The sequence below is a fragment of the Exiguobacterium undae DSM 14481 genome (assembly GCF_000620805.1).
Classification (GTDB): domain Bacteria; phylum Bacillota; class Bacilli; order Exiguobacteriales; family Exiguobacteriaceae; genus Exiguobacterium_A; species Exiguobacterium_A undae.
The window spans coordinates 1,986,731-2,002,128 of sequence record NZ_KK211187.1 but is presented as its reverse complement, the minus strand read 5'-3'; the positions used below and the strand labels follow the sequence as shown (position 1 = coordinate 2,002,128).

Annotated in this window: 14 protein-coding genes; 12 read left to right on the top strand and 2 right to left on the bottom strand. The window is 50.6% G+C overall.

Annotated features, from left to right (window positions below; all coding sequences use genetic code 11):
- Nucleotides 1–9: 9 nt before the first annotated feature.
- The 9 genes from P397_RS0111210 (at nt 10) to P397_RS0111165 (ending at nt 8,620) form a co-directional block, all read left to right on the top strand.
- A complete protein-coding gene (locus P397_RS0111210; protein WP_026833351.1) occupies nt 10–474 on the top strand; it encodes a DUF3939 domain-containing protein in 465 nt (154 codons plus the stop codon).
- A 196-nt stretch (nt 475–670) separates the two neighbouring features.
- On the top strand, nt 671–1,378 hold the full coding sequence (locus P397_RS0111205; protein WP_026833350.1) for a hypothetical protein: 708 nt from the start codon (nt 671–673) through the stop codon (nt 1,376–1,378).
- Nucleotides 1,379–1,452: 74 nt separating this feature from the next.
- Nucleotides 1,453–3,696, top strand: coding sequence for an AAA family ATPase (locus tag P397_RS0111200; protein ID WP_026833349.1), 2,244 nt, complete (start codon nt 1,453–1,455; stop codon nt 3,694–3,696).
- A 12-nt stretch (nt 3,697–3,708) separates the two neighbouring features.
- A complete protein-coding gene (locus P397_RS0111195; RefSeq protein ID WP_026833348.1) occupies nt 3,709–4,143 on the top strand; it encodes an acyl-CoA thioesterase in 435 nt (144 codons plus the stop codon).
- A gap of 89 nt (nt 4,144–4,232) precedes the next feature.
- Nucleotides 4,233–5,279 carry a M15 family metallopeptidase gene (locus P397_RS0111190; protein WP_235183986.1) on the top strand — a complete coding sequence of 349 codons (1,047 nt, stop codon included), beginning with the start codon at nt 4,233–4,235 and terminating at the stop codon, nt 5,277–5,279.
- A gap of 17 nt (nt 5,280–5,296) precedes the next feature.
- On the top strand, nt 5,297–5,917 hold the full coding sequence (gene plsY, locus P397_RS0111185; protein ID WP_026833346.1) for a glycerol-3-phosphate 1-O-acyltransferase PlsY: 621 nt from the start codon (nt 5,297–5,299) through the stop codon (nt 5,915–5,917).
- Nucleotides 5,918–6,141: 224 nt separating this feature from the next.
- On the top strand, nt 6,142–6,906 hold the full coding sequence (locus tag P397_RS0111175) for a DeoR/GlpR family DNA-binding transcription regulator (protein WP_012370050.1): 765 nt from the start codon (nt 6,142–6,144) through the stop codon (nt 6,904–6,906).
- A 25-nt stretch (nt 6,907–6,931) separates the two neighbouring features.
- The gene (locus P397_RS0111170) at nt 6,932–7,597 is read left to right on the top strand and encodes a copper homeostasis protein CutC (RefSeq protein WP_012370051.1); all 666 of its coding nucleotides are present in this window, start codon (nt 6,932–6,934) and stop codon (nt 7,595–7,597) included.
- Nucleotides 7,598–7,981: 384 nt separating this feature from the next.
- Nucleotides 7,982–8,620 carry a DUF975 family protein gene (locus tag P397_RS0111165; RefSeq protein ID WP_028106608.1) on the top strand — a complete coding sequence of 213 codons (639 nt, stop codon included), beginning with the start codon at nt 7,982–7,984 and terminating at the stop codon, nt 8,618–8,620.
- A 60-nt stretch (nt 8,621–8,680) separates the two neighbouring features.
- Here the strand turns inward: P397_RS0111165 and P397_RS0111160 are convergent, their stop codons facing one another.
- Both P397_RS0111160 and P397_RS0111155 read right to left on the bottom strand, forming a co-directional pair.
- Nucleotides 8,681–9,562 carry an NAD(P)-dependent oxidoreductase gene (locus P397_RS0111160; RefSeq protein WP_028106607.1) on the bottom strand — a complete coding sequence of 294 codons (882 nt, stop codon included), beginning with the start codon at nt 9,560–9,562 and terminating at the stop codon, nt 8,681–8,683.
- Nucleotides 9,559–11,307 (bottom strand): ABC transporter ATP-binding protein, encoded by a 1,749-nt coding sequence (locus P397_RS0111155; RefSeq protein WP_028106606.1) that lies wholly within the window; start codon nt 11,305–11,307, stop codon nt 9,559–9,561. The genes P397_RS0111160 and P397_RS0111155 overlap by 4 nt, the downstream gene beginning before the upstream one ends.
- A 130-nt stretch (nt 11,308–11,437) precedes the next feature.
- Between P397_RS0111155 and P397_RS0111150 the strand changes: the two genes are divergently transcribed.
- The 3 genes from P397_RS0111150 to P397_RS0111140 all read left to right on the top strand — a co-directional run bounded on the left by P397_RS0111150 (nt 11,438) and on the right by P397_RS0111140 (nt 15,375).
- Nucleotides 11,438–11,872, top strand: a complete 435-nt coding sequence (locus P397_RS0111150; protein ID WP_028106605.1) for a YaiI/YqxD family protein — start codon at nt 11,438–11,440, stop codon at nt 11,870–11,872.
- A 74-nt stretch (nt 11,873–11,946) separates the two neighbouring features.
- The gene (locus tag P397_RS0111145; RefSeq protein ID WP_235183985.1) at nt 11,947–13,599 is read left to right on the top strand and encodes a sensor histidine kinase; all 1,653 of its coding nucleotides are present in this window, start codon (nt 11,947–11,949) and stop codon (nt 13,597–13,599) included.
- 30 nt (nt 13,600–13,629) lie between these two features.
- A complete protein-coding gene (locus P397_RS0111140; protein ID WP_028106603.1) occupies nt 13,630–15,375 on the top strand; it encodes a sensor domain-containing diguanylate cyclase in 1,746 nt (581 codons plus the stop codon).
- The last annotated feature ends 23 nt before the right edge of the window (nt 15,376–15,398 follow it).

Here is a 15,398-nt window from a genome sequence, read left to right as displayed (position 1 = left end):
GGCGAGACCGTGAACCGCTTTAAGAAATGGTTTCAAGCAAAAGAAGAACCGCCGTTGCCCGTTCGCGATGTCACGCTCGATGAAGTCAAACGGGCGACACACGATTTTGAACTGGCGTTGCCCAAAGGAACGAACCGGACGATTTTACTCGATCAGGAACAACGGATCGATATGGCGCGACTGGCACCGCATCTGGGTGTCCGTTCGACGCAGGTCTTCTATATGTCACGCGAGACGTTTGCGATCATGGAAGCGAAGGACCGCGCGACCGTTTACGAGATGGATCATGTCCAGGTCGCCGTCGACCGGTATTTCGACAAAGAGCGCAAGTTACCCCTCAAACCGTACTCGAAGACGTTTCAAGTCGATTGTGCCAAATTGTTTGAACAAGGTTATTTACGCGAGCTGCCCCATCACACGTATTACCTCGTCGATGAATCGATGATTGTTTCACTTGAACCGAAAACAGATTAAGCTTACCGGACTGCCGTTCATCAGCAGTTCGGTTTTTGTATGCAGATAGCCAGCTTTTGAAAAAACCAAGTAATTGTTCAAAAGTCTGACGTATTTCCTCAGAAATGCGTGAATCTTGGACAAACCCTTTGTATTCTAAGCCTAAAACCGATACCATTAACATGAAACGAGACAAATTTAGGATGGTGTACATGGCATGACGAAACGAACGAGCACATGGATTGCAGTTGCAATCGTGGCAATGGCGATACTCCTTGCCTATAATTTTTACCTTTTGAATAAGACACAGACCGCTAATGAAGATAAAGCCGAACCGGTCAAACCGTTTTATACGATGTCACGCATCCAGTATGTCGAAAAGAAATTGTCGACGACGGAAGATGCACTCGAAACACGGACGTATGAAGTCGTTTTTGATGATAAAGGACGTTTCCGGACAGAAGTCATCGACGGTCCATCAAAGGGAACGATGGCGATCTGGGACGGGAAGATGTTCCGGGAATACAATGCGGACGGTAAGTTGTTGAACGAAACGGAAGCATCGAAGAGCGTCAGTGCACCGCGTCCGTTCTTGTCACGCGGATTCAACGAACAGATCCTCAAGTTCATCGAAGACGGTGACTTTGGTCAAGTCGAAGGGGAAGCGGACATCGCCGGCAATGCAGCCGACGTCTTCGTCAAAAAAGAGCCGTCGAGCACGGTGCCGAAAGAATGGATTAAGCAGTATCCATCTTTCTTCGATAAAGACGATAATGCCGAAGAAGCGACGTACTATGTCGCGTCCGACCGGTCAAAAGTACTCGGAGCCGAGTCCCGCAACAACGGAAAGCTGTTTTATTCCGTCAAGATGCAGAAACTCGAAACACTGGATACATTCGACCCGAACTGGTTAAAAGCTAAATGATGAGAAACCGACTGGAGCGTCACATCGTGACGGTCAAAGTCGGTTTTTTCGAGAAGTAGGAGGGATTAACAAAGATGGAGACGTTCTCAAAAGAGGAGATGTTCAAACAAATCGAGGCGTGGGAAGGCGGCGCGAAAGTCGAGGAAGTCCTGGCCTTACGCTATGCACAAAGCAGTCGTCTGTTGCAGGAAACCGGGGCGTTGGTCCGGATTTTAGCGTTGCTGGTCGAGCACCGGTATATCATGACCGGACGGATCGATGCGCTGGCCGAGAGCTGGATGCAGGAAATCCGTCAACACGACCGCCTGCCGGAACGCTTGGAACAGCTGTTGATTGAACAACAGTTGCAAAGCAGCTATCAGTTGTTGGTCGCCAATACATTCCCGACGATTCGGGAAACGGACAATGCCAATGCCAAACGCTCGGCGACAAAGGAATTGATTCAACAGGCGGGACAAATCCTGCATGAAACGGAGCAGGTCGTCGAACAAACGGAACGGTTGCGCCGGATGGATGCTGCGCGGTGGTCGGAACTGTTTGAAGCCGGCAAAGCCTTGCTGTTGTCGAGCGCAACGCTTGAACAGATTGCGACGGAGTTTCTCGACAGCTTACAGGAACGGTTTTATTCCCGCGATGCCTTCCGGGAGATGACAGAGCTGAAAGCGACGGCAATCCAAGACTTACGCCGTGTCGTGTCCTTGTTGCCGGCAGAGATCAAACAGGTCGAACGGTCGGCGCTTGAAGAACTTGATGCGATGATCGGACTGGAGGATATCAAACTGCGGGTCCATCAGATGTACCGTTTTTTGAAGTATCAGCAAAAACGGACGTCGGACGGGTACCGTTCGAGTGATCAACCGTCGCTCCACATGATCTTCATGGGGAATCCCGGAACCGGGAAAACGACGCTCGCCCGGCTGATGGCGAAGATTTACCACGAGCTAGGACTGCTCGAACGTCCGGAAGTCGTTGAGACGGACCGGTCGTCACTCGTCGGAGCGTTTGTCGGACAGACGGAAGAACAGGTCATGAGTAAAGTCCGCGAAGCCGTCGGCGGTGTCTTGTTCATCGATGAAGCCTATGCCTTGAAGCGGGCCGGTCAGAGCGGCAACGATTATGGACAGGCAGCGATCGATACGCTCGTCGCCGCAATGACGAGCGGTGAATATGCAGGACGGTTCGCCGTTGTCCTCGCCGGTTATCCGGAAGAGATGCGGGACTTCTTAAAGGCCAATCCCGGTTTGCGAAGCCGTTTCCCGGAATCGAACCATTATCTGCTGGCGGACTATACCGATACGGAGTTACTTGAAATCGGACGCTCGATTGCGACTGCGAATGACTATGTCCTGACGGAGCAGGCAGAACGGGCGTTGCTGTCCCGGCTCGAACGGGAACGCGTCGATGCCAGTTTCGGAAACGGACGGGCGGTCCGAAACATCGTCCTCGACGCAATCTTTAAAAAAGGCGCAAGCCTCGGGGAGAGTGCCAGTCATGAGGATTTTGCCCTGCTTGAACAAAGCGATTTTGAACTTGTCGCCTCGGACGACAGTACGGTCGAAGAACGGCTGAACCAACTCGTCGGACTTCAGCCGCTTAAAGCAGAAATCAAACAGATCCAAGCCTTGTTGTCGATGCAAAAACGCCGGCAGGAGGCGGGTTTTAAAGTCTTGCCGGTCGAACTCCATGCCGTCTTCAGCGGAAACAGCGGAACCGGAAAAACGACGGTCGCAGCGCTTTATGCGGACGTCTTGCAGCAGTGCGGTTACTTGAAGCGCGGACATCTGAAAGTCGTCAGTCGCGCCGATCTCGTCTCGGGTTATGTCGGTCAAACGGCGAAACAGACGCGGGACGTGATCCGCGACGCACTGGGCGGCGTCTTGTTCATCGATGAAGCCTATGCGCTGAACGGTGGAGCGAACGACTTCGGCAAGGAAGCGATTGATACGCTCGTCGACGAGATGACAAAGCATGCCGATAATCTGGTCGTCGTCCTCGCCGGTTACGAGCAACCGATGCAGGCGTTACTCGCCAGCAATCCCGGGCTGAAGTCCCGGTTTAAGCGCGAGTTCCACTTCCCGAATTATGCGAAGGACGAGCTGATCGAAATCATCATCAACTATGCTGCGCAGTATGGCTATCAGTTGACGGATGATGCGAAACAGGCGCTCGAGCAAATGATTGAGACGGTACCGAACGGCAATGCCCGCGCGGCGATTACGATCGTCGAACGAGCGATTGCCAAACAATCCGTCCGATTAATTGACAAACTTAGCTTAAGCGGTTCAGAATGGTCCTATCTTGAAAAAGAGGATTTTTAAGGGGGAAGTTACATGCACACGATTGAAATACCAGTTCGTTACGCCGAAACCGATATGATGGGCATCGTCTATCATTCCAACTATCTCGTGTATCTGGAGATTGCACGGACGGAAATGATCAAGTCACTCGGACTTGATTACAAGGAAATGGAAGAAGAGGGATATGTCTCACCCGTCACGAACGTCAACCTCGACTACAAACGGTCGTTGACATACGGCGACGTAGCACACGTCTCTGTCTGGATTGACCATTACGACGGCTTGCGGACGATTTACGGATACGAAGTGAAGAATGCCGACGGTCAACTGGCCGTGTCGGCCAAGACAACGCACGTCGTCGTCAAAAAAGAAAACTTCCGGCCGATCCGTCTGCCGAAAGTCTTTCCGAACTGGCATGCCATCTATGAACAGATGCGTGCCGATGACGCCGTCCTCATCTCGAATTAACCCTCAGCCCTCAGCAGGATTTCTTGCGTGAGGGCTTTTCTAATCGGTCGATTAGAGGTAACATAGAATAGCACCAAGGAAGTGGGGAAATGAAAATGAAAAAAATCGTAGCAGTCAGTACATTGGCGCTCCTCCTTGCAGGTTGTAATCCTGGGGATCAGGAAGCGGAAAAAGACACAAAAACAGAAGAACAGGCGAATCAAAACGCAGACGAAAAGGTCGCACAAGATAATGAAAAAAGTGATGCCGAAGTAGCAAAAGAAAAAGAAGCAGCCGAAGCGAAAAAAGAAGCCGAGGCACAAGCAGAAGCTGAGAAAAAAGCAGAAGAACAGGCAGCCGCCGACAAGAAAGCTGCGGAAGAAAAAGCAGCAGAAGAAGAGGCTGAGAAAAAAGCCGCTGAAGACAAGGCGGATGAATCGGCAACGGAAGACAAAACCGATGAGACAACAGAAGAGAAAAAAGACGACGGGAAAACCGACTCTGCACAGGATCCGGAACCGTCGAAACCATCAAAACCGGAGTCGGAGACACCGGACGTCGATAAATCGGATACGAAAGCCGATCTGTCCCTCGGCGAGTTAGTCGTCGTCAACAAAAAGTACAGCTTACCGATCGACTACAAGCCGTCGAATCTAGTCGTACCTGACGTCAGCTTTTCTTACTCCGGTGTGCTCGAACAAAGTTACATGCAGGCACCGGCAGCGAAACAAATGGAAAAAATGTTCGCAGACGCGAAAGCAGCCAATATCACATTGAATGCTGTCAGCGGCTTCCGCTCGGGCGCACGTCAAACGGTGCTGTACAACAACTATGTCGCACGTGACGGAAAAGAAGCAGCCGATCAGTACTCGGCCCGCCCAGGTCACAGTGAACACCAGACCGGACTTGTGTTTGATATCTCGGCTCCAAGTGTCGGCAATGGATTGACGGCAGCACTTGGTGATACAAAAGAAGGAAAATGGATTGCGAACAACGCAGCGAAGTATGGATTCATCGTCCGGTATGACCGTGGATTCCAGTCACGGACTGGATACACGTACGAACCATGGCACATCCGTTATGTTGGTGTCGGTCCAGCCACACAAATTAAAAATAATGGACAGACTCTCGAAGAATATATGAAGGTCGGTCACTAATACGTTGGAGGTTGACCATGATTGAAATCATCGGGATTTTAATTTTAGGCTATTTGCTCGGATCGATTCCGTTTGCCTTACTTGTCGGGAAGTGGGGGCACGGGATTGACATTCGCCAACACGGCAGTGGAAATCTGGGCACGACGAATACGTTTCGTGTGTTGGGGAAAAAAGCAGGGATCATCGTCTTGATCGGTGATCTCGGTAAGGGAGCAGTAGCCAGCCTCGTGCCGATCTTACTCGCTTCGGAGTTGCATCCGCTGTTTGCCGGACTAGCGGCCGTCACCGGACACATCTATCCGGTCTTCGCCAAGTTCAAGGGCGGCAAGGCGGTTGCGACGTCAGGCGGCATGTTGCTCGTGACGAGCCCGATTCTGTTCCTCTTTTTGCTCGTCTCGTTTTTGACGACGTTACGACTCAGCCGAATGGTCTCACTCAGCTCAATCGTTGCGGCAAGCATCGGCATCGTTGTTTCGATTACGATCGGCATCATCGAGCAGGACTGGATCGTACCGACGTTCTTTACGATTCTTGCCCTGTTCGTCATCTTCAAGCACCGCGATAACATCAGCCGAATCCGTCAAGGGACGGAATCAAAGATCAACATGTTTGCGAAAGACAAAAAAGACATCGATTGATGCGGACCGGTTCGTGTCCTTCTTCCTGCCAGGAAGCGGGGATGGACCGGTTTTTTGCCGTAAATCAGGCAAACGATTTCAGCGTGTCGACCCTCTTTCTGAAAAATAAACGAATTCAACAACATTTCATAGGAATTACACGTTTTTTTACACCGGATTTACAAGACCTTTACAGACGTTCGCTACACTAGAAGTAGTACTTGTCTGTGAAGGGAGTAGTTCATGTGTCGTTATTAGGAGAGGAACGAAAATCACAAATCATGCAATGGCTCGAAGAAGAAGGAAAAGTCATGACGAAGGATTTGATTGACCGTCTGGATGTTTCCGGGGAGACCGTGCGGCGTTATCTCGAGGAACTCGAGCGGGAACGACAACTGAAGCGGGTTTACGGGGGCGCAATCTACCAAGGCGGCAAACAAGAATCACCGATTTCAAGACGGACCGATCAATTGTCCCGTCGGCTGGCGCGTTATGCGAAAGGTTGGCTGGCCGACTACTCCTGTATCTTTTTAGGCAAAGGGGAGCCGGTCGAACATCTGTTACCGTACTTGAGCGGCAGCGCAACGATTGTCACGAACTCGCTGTCGATCGCCAGTCATCTCGAACAGTGCCGGGAAACGGGACCGTTCCACGGCGAGATACGATTACTCGGCGGAACCGTCGATTCATATGGACAGACGGTTGGGGTCGAAGTCTTGCAGGCGCTTGACGCCTACGCGTTTGACGCGTCTTTTTTGACGTTCGACGGAGCCGAGATCGAGCGGGGATTCGTCAGCGATGACATCGAGTCGTCGTTGATTCAAAAAGCCATCATCGGTCGGACGAAGGATGTCTATGCCTTTTTAGCGTGTGACGAATTCGAGGGCAACCGGAAATATAAGGTCGCGGAATTCCGCCGCGCTAAAATCGTTCTCAGTCCCTCGACCTATCCGCCGTCTTGGGAGATGAAGCTGTTTAATGAACGGGTGAATTGGACCGTCGTCTCATGATACACTAGGGCGGGAGGGATGTATCATGTTAGAAATCATTGCAGCAACAGTAGAAGAAGCAACAGCCGCCGAGCGGGCGGGAGCCGACCGGCTTGAACTCGTCTCGGCCTTATCAGAAGGCGGATTGACGCCGAGTTACGGATTGATCCGGCAGGTCTTGTCTTCGGTCGAGATTCCGGTCCACGTCCTCGTGCGACCGCACAGCAAATCGTTTGTCTATTCGAAAGCTGATCAGGAAACAATCATCACGGACATTGATTTGATTCGGGAACTCGGAGCAGCCGGAATCGTCGTCGGTTCATTGACGGCAGACGGACGTGTTGACGAAGGATTCCTTGGACGAATCATCAAACATAAGGGCGATTTGTCGCTGACGTTCCACCGGGCAATCGACAGCAGTCGTGACATCTTGGAAGCAGCTGAAGTATTGGCCGATTTTCCCGAGGTCGACCGGATCTTAACGTCAGGCGGACACGCGACGGCACTTGAAGGTCAAGCCGTCATCGCCCAGTTGATTGAGCAAAATCCCGACTTGATCGTCCTGCCGGGTTCCGGCATCACGGTCGAGCGGGCGGAAGAATTACTTAAAGCAACCCAGGCGACCGAATTGCACGTCGGATCAGCCGTCCTCGTCGACGGTCAAGTTGATGCTGATAAAGTCGCGGCACTGAAACAGCTGCTTGCGCGTTAATCAAAGCCATCAGTTGGTGTGACAGTCCATCTTAGGAGAAAAGAGGAGCAGACTTGCATCTGTTCTTCTTTTTTATTTTGAAGAAACCACGTATTCACGAGACTCCTACAGGAAAAAGCGCAATTTTTTGCGCTGTCAGAGACAAACAAGACCCGCTTTCCTGACCCTCAGGGCAGGGAAACTGGCTTGTGTCTCGCCTGAGGAAAGCGAGTGAAGAAAAAGTGGTTTCAGTTGCATCGCTCTTTAAAGAAGAGAAGGGAATCCAATTGTCATAGCTGCCCAAAAATCGACACATCTTGAAGGAATCGAGACAGGGATTGCTATTTTTTCAAGACAGACTACGGTAAACTATAACAGGAAAGTTGAAAGGTAAAGGAGTTCATCATGACAAATCTACAGTACAAACAAGCTGCACTTGCGACGCTGAAAGGAAAGTGGCTGACAGCGCTCAGCATTTCGATCGTTTATTTCTTAATCTTTGCGCTGGCTGCCAGTCGGATGTCGTTTGACCAAGATAATCTCGACAGCATGCTTCGCTTCGTCGCCTTGAACATCGTCGTGACAATCGTCCTCGCACCGGTTACGGTTGGACGGACGATTTCCTACTTACGTCTCGTCCGTGGTGAGACGGCAGGCATCGGCACATTATTCGAAGGATTTTCATCGATCCGCTTTTATTTGAAGGTAATGGCTGCCTATACGGTTGTTACGCTCCTCGTCTACTTGGGTTCTTTTTTGATCGTACCGGCGATCTATTTTTACCTGATGTATCGACTGGTTCCGTTTTTGTTGATCGACCGACCGGATCTGTCGTTTTTCCAAGTACTCGGGGAAAGTCGACGGATGATGCATGGTCATAAGTGGCGTCTCGTGAAGCTGTACCTCAGCTTCATCATCTGGGGCATCCTCGCCTTACTCAGTACTGTCGGAGTTGTCCTGCTGACACCGTATTTCGATACGACGATGGCACATTTTTATGAGCAGTTAAAAAAAGAACAACAGACAGCGACACGTCCCGCGTAAAAAAACGAGTCTGATCCACCCTTCATCGGGCAGGTCAGACTCGTTTTGTCGTTTCGTCTCTTAACGTGACGGTGTTTTTTCTTTTAACAGCAAGTAGAGGGCTTGTGTTCCTGATTCGGCATGACCGGACGCGGCCAGTTCCTCATACAAGTCTTTGACGAGGGCGAGACCCGGTGTCGAAATGCCCATCTCATCCGCACGTTCGAGTGCCAAACGCATGTCCTTGATGAAATGTTTGACGAAGAAGCCGGGTGAATAGTTTTCCGCAATGACACGCGGAATCAAATTCTCGAGTGACCAGCTGCCGGCCGATCCGCTTTTGATCGTCTCGACGAACTGTGTCGGATCGATGCCGGATTTCGTGACGAACAGCAGCATTTCCGCTGTTCCAATCATCGATCCGGCAATCGCAATCTGATTGGCGAGTTTAGCCGACTGCCCTTGTCCCGGACCACCAAAGCGGGCGATTGATTTGCCCATCGCCTCGAACAGTGGTTTGACCGTATCGAAGGCTGCTTCTTCGCCGCCGACGAGAATCGCGAGTGTCCCGTTTTTTGCACCGAGATCGCCGCCTGTGACCGGTGCGTCGAGGGCGTGAAGTCCTGTTTGAGCAGCTTGCTCCGCAATCCGGATTGCGAGTGCGGGACTTGATGTCGTCATGTCAATGACGATCGTCCCCGGGTTTGCCGATGCTAAAATGCCGTCTTCCGCCAAATAAATCTCTTCCACGTCCTGCGGATATCCGACGATCGAGATGACAACGTCGACATCCGTCACGGCTTCCTGAATCGTATCGACGATTACGGCGCCGTCCTGTTCGAGCGGCAGCCCTTTTTCTTTTGTCCGGTTATAGCCTTTGACGGAAAAACCGGCTTTTAATAAATTGCGGACCATGCCTTGACCCATGACACCCAGTCCGATGAAACCAATTGTTTTTGTCATCTGTTACTCCCCCTGGTCGTTTCGGTTTGACCGATGAATTGTTGCGTTACGAGTTTATTATACAAAACATTCGACGCGACGAGGGCGTCATGTGTCCCGATGCCGGAAACACGTCCTTGTTCGAGGACGACGATTTGATCGGCGTGGCGGACGGTGGCGAGACGGTGGGCGATGACGAATGTCGTCCGTCCTTCCATCAGCCGTTCGAGCGCTTCCTGAACGACACGTTCCGACTCGGAGTCAAGACTTGAAGTCGCTTCGTCAAGCAGTAACAGCTCCGGATCACGCAGAAGGGCGCGGGCGATGGCAATCCGTTGCCGCTGACCGCCGGACAGTTTGACGCCCCGTTCGCCGATCTCGGTTTCGTATCCGTTTGCGAACGAACGAATGAATTCGTCGGCATTGGCCATCTCGGCCGCTTCCCGGATTTGTTGCTCCGTGACGTCACCCGTTAAGCCATATAACAGGTTGTCGCGAATCGTCCCGGACAAGACCGGCGAATCCTGAGCGACGTAACCGATTGAATTCCGCCAGCTCGCCAGTTCAAACTCGTTGATGGCGTGTGGACCGAGTTCGATCTGACCGGACGTCGGTTGATAAAAGCGTTCGAGCAGAGCGAACAACGTTGATTTCCCGGAGCCGCTTGGTCCGACGATTGCCGTCGTTTGACCACGCGGCAAGGAGAAGGTGACGTCATGCAACAGTGTCGTTTCATCATAACCGAACGACAGTTGGTTAAAATGAACCGCTGCGAACGGGCGCTCGACCTGACGTGTTCCATCGGTTTCCGGCTGTTCTTCGAGCAATTCGGAAATCCGTTCCGTCGCTCCGCGTGCTTTTTGCAGTTTTGAGACGAATTCGGTCATCGTCACAAGCGGAGTCATGATTTGGAACAGGTATAACGAGAAGGCGACGAGTTCACCGGCTGTAATCTGATTCGTTGCGACGCGGTAAGCACCGAAGCTGATGATGATGATCAGCATCGAAGTCAAGGCAACGTTGAAGACCGGCAGCAAGATGGCTTGGACCTTCCCTTCCTTGACACCAAAACCATACAGATTCTCAATCCGGGTCTGTCCCCGGTCCATCTCATACTCTTCCGTCGCCTGTGATTTGATCAGGCGGACTTCACCCAGCATTTCCGCAAAAAATCCGGATAATCCGGCCAGTTCTTTTTGCGTTTCACGGGAAATCTGGTGAAGCTTCCGAACGAGCGGGATGATGATCAATAACGTAATCGGCACGGCAATCACCATCACGAGCGTCATCTGCCAGTCGAGGAAAAATAAGATTGTGATTGCACCGACGATCGAGACGATCGATGTCAACAGACGCACGAGTTGCTCCGATAATAGCTGTTGTAACGTCGTCGCATCATTATTGAGACGCGAGACGAGCTCACCGGATTTCGTTTCGTCGTAAAATGGAATGGGTAAAGCTAGCAGGTGTTTCCATAACATCGTCCGTAAATTCGCGACGATCCGTTGTCCCGCAATGTGCAGCCAATAGATGGAAAACGCATTGCTGATCATTTGGACGATGAAGATCACGATGAACAGGGTGATCAACCCGGGTGTCAGGCGATCGACGGAAAAATTGTCAATCAAAGACTTCAAGAACCAAGGAATCATCAGGGCAGCGAGTGCCTGAATGATCGACACCGTTACGGCAGCCGACAGCAGTCCGATCGGTGGTTCACTTTTCTTTAGTAATGATAAAAATGATTTAAATGTAGCAGGTTTCACTTCGGCACATCCTTTCCTGTCTATTGTCTGTTTTATGGAGAAGATGGTCAACTTCGAACGATTCACTTGACAGTCATTCCTGTCGTCACGGACACTAAAAGAAGTGAACGGAAGTAAGGAGTGACAGGACATGAAAATATGGATTGATGCCGACGGCTGTCCGGTCGTGGATTTGACGATTCGGCTCAGCCGAGGATATGAGGTGTTTTTAGTTTGTGACACGGCCCATCAATTCAATCGTGCCGGTGCGACGACCATCACCATCGGTCAAGGGCATGATGCGGTTGATTTTGCCATCGTCAACCGGATGGCGCCGGGGGATATCGTCGTGACTCAGGATTATGGTCTCGCAGCGCTGGCGTTGGCACGTAAAGGACAGGCGATTGATCAGAATGGTCGGATTTTTACGAACGAGAATATTGATTTTCTGTTACATACCCGGCATGTTGGACAGGAAATTCGTCGGGCCGGCGGGCGGACAAAAGGACCGAAGAAACGGACACGTCAAGAAGATGCGTCTTTTGAGCAGTCCTTCAGCCGTCTGTTGAATGAAACAACGGATTGAATTTCCTGTTTCAGCAATCGGTGTACATGCTATAATTTTAGACATGAATTCAGGAGCCGGAAGGAGGAAACTCATTGAAAAAAGTCATGCGTTACCGTCCCGAAAAAAAAGTCAGACCGTATCGTCTAAAAACCGGTCCTTTCCCGTTAAGTGAAGTGAAAGCGACCGAGACGACGGATCAACAGCGCATCGGTCAACTGACACAGGATCTTGTCGAAGTGGAGCATAAATTGAAGCATCGAAACGAGATGATGGAAGCGTTAGCGACACAAAATGTCGAGTCGGCATGTGAGACATTGCTTGTCAAACTGCTTCATCTCGTGGACCTCGAAGCCGGCGCCATCCTGTTGTACCGACGTGAGCAACTGAGCCATCTCGTAACGCAAGGGGTCGAGGACATTGAATTGATTGAAAAAGATCTGGATCAATACTCGGTGTTGCGTCGTGCTTTTGTGATGCGTAAATCCGTCCAGCTTCCAGCGGCGGAAGGGATGTATGAATCGGCCATTCCCGTCCAATCACCAAGCAATGGAGGTGTCGTCGGAATCATCTATCTTAAGCATCCGTTTGAACAGTTTAATCTGGAACAGGTCGGGGACATCCTCGACCTGTCGCGTAAACTGGGTATGACGCTGGAACGGCATTTGTTGTTCCATCAGATGGAGCACGAAAAAATTAAAACGTATCAATTGCTTGACTCGATCCGCGAAGCGGTGCTCTATATCGAAAGCAGCGGCGAACAGATTTATGCCAATCAGGCTTTGTTGAACATGTTCCCGCCGAAACTGGTTAATCAAGCACAAGGATTCCGCCATGCCTACGAACGGGCGACCTCATTGTTTGAACATATCGATCAAGCCGACGCTTTGCACGATTACATCGGTCAGTTGATGAACGGGGAAATCCCGGGTGAAACGATTGAATTATCGGCGTTCCGGGGGAATTTACTGCTCAGTGCTTACGCAGAACGGATTGCGATTGCCAATGTCGAGTGGGGGATGATGCTGGTCCTGCGTGATGTGACGAAGGAGAAGGAACTTGATTTAAAACAATCCGAGTTTGTTTCCATCGTGTCGCACGAATTGCGGACACCGCTTTCCTCGATCATGGGCTTCACGGAACTGTTGATGCGCCGGACACTCGATGGTCCGCGTCAGAAAAAATACCTCGAAACGATTCATTCCGAGACTGTCCGGTTGGCGGAATTGATTGACGATATTTTGGAGATTCAAAAGGGTGAAGATCTGACGCAAGGCACGACTAAAAAACGGATGGACTTAAAGAAATTAGTGTTTGAAATGCGGCCGATGTTTGACTTGGCAAGCAGTAAACACCGGATTCGGGTTGCTTTTGAACCGGGTCGTTACGAGCTGACGGCAAGTGAAGAAAAAATGAAACAACTGTTCACGAACCTGATCATGAATGCGATTAAATATTCACCGGACGGTGGACTGATTCAGATAAAAGGAGTCGTGCAGGATCACTTGATCCGCTTGACGGTTGAAGATGAAGGAATCGGAATTCCGGAAAAATCGGTCCCGTTTATCTTTGATAAATTTTACCGGGCCGATAATTCGGATACCCGGAAAATCGGGGGTACCGGTCTTGGTCTTGCGATCTGTCAGATGATCGTCAGAGATCATGACGGAACGATATCCGTTCAGTCGGAAGAAGGCATCGGAAGTACGTTCACGGTCGAGTTTCCGATCGAAATGGTGACAGAGTGAGGCGAAAAGGAGGGGTGATTCGTGGATAATATGCAAATGCGGTATGAAGCGCTGCATCCGCTTGTTGAGGAAATCTTAAAAAAATTAAGTGAAGAAATTGGCGTCAACACGTTGTTTTTTGCGTTAAACGATTTGAACAGCAATTTCATCGTCAAAGCAATCAACCAAGAAAAAGAATTGATCGGCGAAGGGACGACCCATGTCTATCAGCACGTTCTTTGTAAGCTCGTCATCGATGAGACGGACGGGAAGATTCAAATCAACGAGTTATTGGCGGATCCCCATACGAGTAACCACCCGGTCACGAAATCGCTTGGGAACGGCAGTTTTTTAGGCGTGGCCATCAAAAATGCGGAAAACGAAAAAATCGGGACATTGTGTGCATTTGATGACAAGCCATATGATTTTGATCAAAAAGACATCGCGTTGGTAGAAAACTATGCTGACATCATCAGTAAATCGATCAGTGTCGAGACATACGTCATCAAGGATGCCTTGACCGACGTCTACAATGAACGCTACATGAACCGGTTGATTTCCAGCGTGGCGAATCAGTCCACGTTCCTGATGGTCTTAAATCTCGATAATTTTCATGCCATCAATGCGACATACGGTTACCGGGTCGGCAATAAAGTGTTGCAGGAAATTGCCTCCCGGTTAAAATATGTACCGATCCTCGATCATGTCGTCGGACGAATGGACGGGAACGAATTCATCGTGTTGGCACCCATCGACGAAGCAGAGTTTGCGGAGCACGGCAACACGTATGCGAACTGGATCATCGAGGCGATTGAACGGCCAATCGAAGGAATCAGCCATGAACCGATTCGTGTCACCGCTTCTTCCGGCGTCAGCTTATTGACCGGGGACTATATGAATCGTCAAACGCAGGTTTATGCAGCAGAAGCCTTGATGCAGCAAGTCAAACTGGACGGAAAAGCCGGGACCTTGTTCGTCAATCAGGCTCGGGAACTCGAACAACATCCATTTGAGCACGTTTTGGAAAAAGAACTCGGGCAGGCTCTTGCGCGGGGACAATTTGAATTGTATTATCAACGGATTTTCAATGCTAAACTTGGCCACACGGTGGCGGTCGAAGCTTTGTTGCGTTGGAATCATCCGGTCCTTGGCTTCGTCAGTCCGGCAGACTTCATTCCGGTCGCTGAACGGATGGGAAGCTTTGGTCAAATCGGACGATTCACGGTCTGTCAGGCCATCACCGACAGTGTCCGCTTGGAACAGGAATTGGGTCACCCGGTGACGATTTCAATCAATCTGTCGGCGAGTCAATTCCAGTCCGATGCGATGCTTGCTGACCTGTTGGCATTTGCCAATCAGCCGCCGTTCAAGCGGGACCGGATCGTCCTTGAAATCCGTGAAGAAGTCCTGCAGACGGGACGACGTCAAGCAATCGGTCGACTCGAATCGTTGCGTCAGGCCGGATACCGCTTGAGTGTCGATCATTTTGGCAGTCACTACGCATCGTTGAATTCGTTACTCCGCTTACCGGTACAATCGGTGAAACTGGATCCGATTTTCACCCGGCGATTGGCGCAAAATCAGCTCGAACAGTCGATGTTACAGTCTGTCTATGCGTTGACGCAAGCACTGAACATTGCACTCGTCATTCAAGAAGTCGAGACGGTTTCTCAATTCCGTCAGATTACATTGCTTGGGGAAAAGTTGTATGTTCAAGGACATTACCTCCATCACCCGCAACCGATTACGAACTTAATTGCCGATTTTTCAAAAACCAGCCATACGCTCGATGTTTAAGCTGTGTAAGGAAGGGAATACTC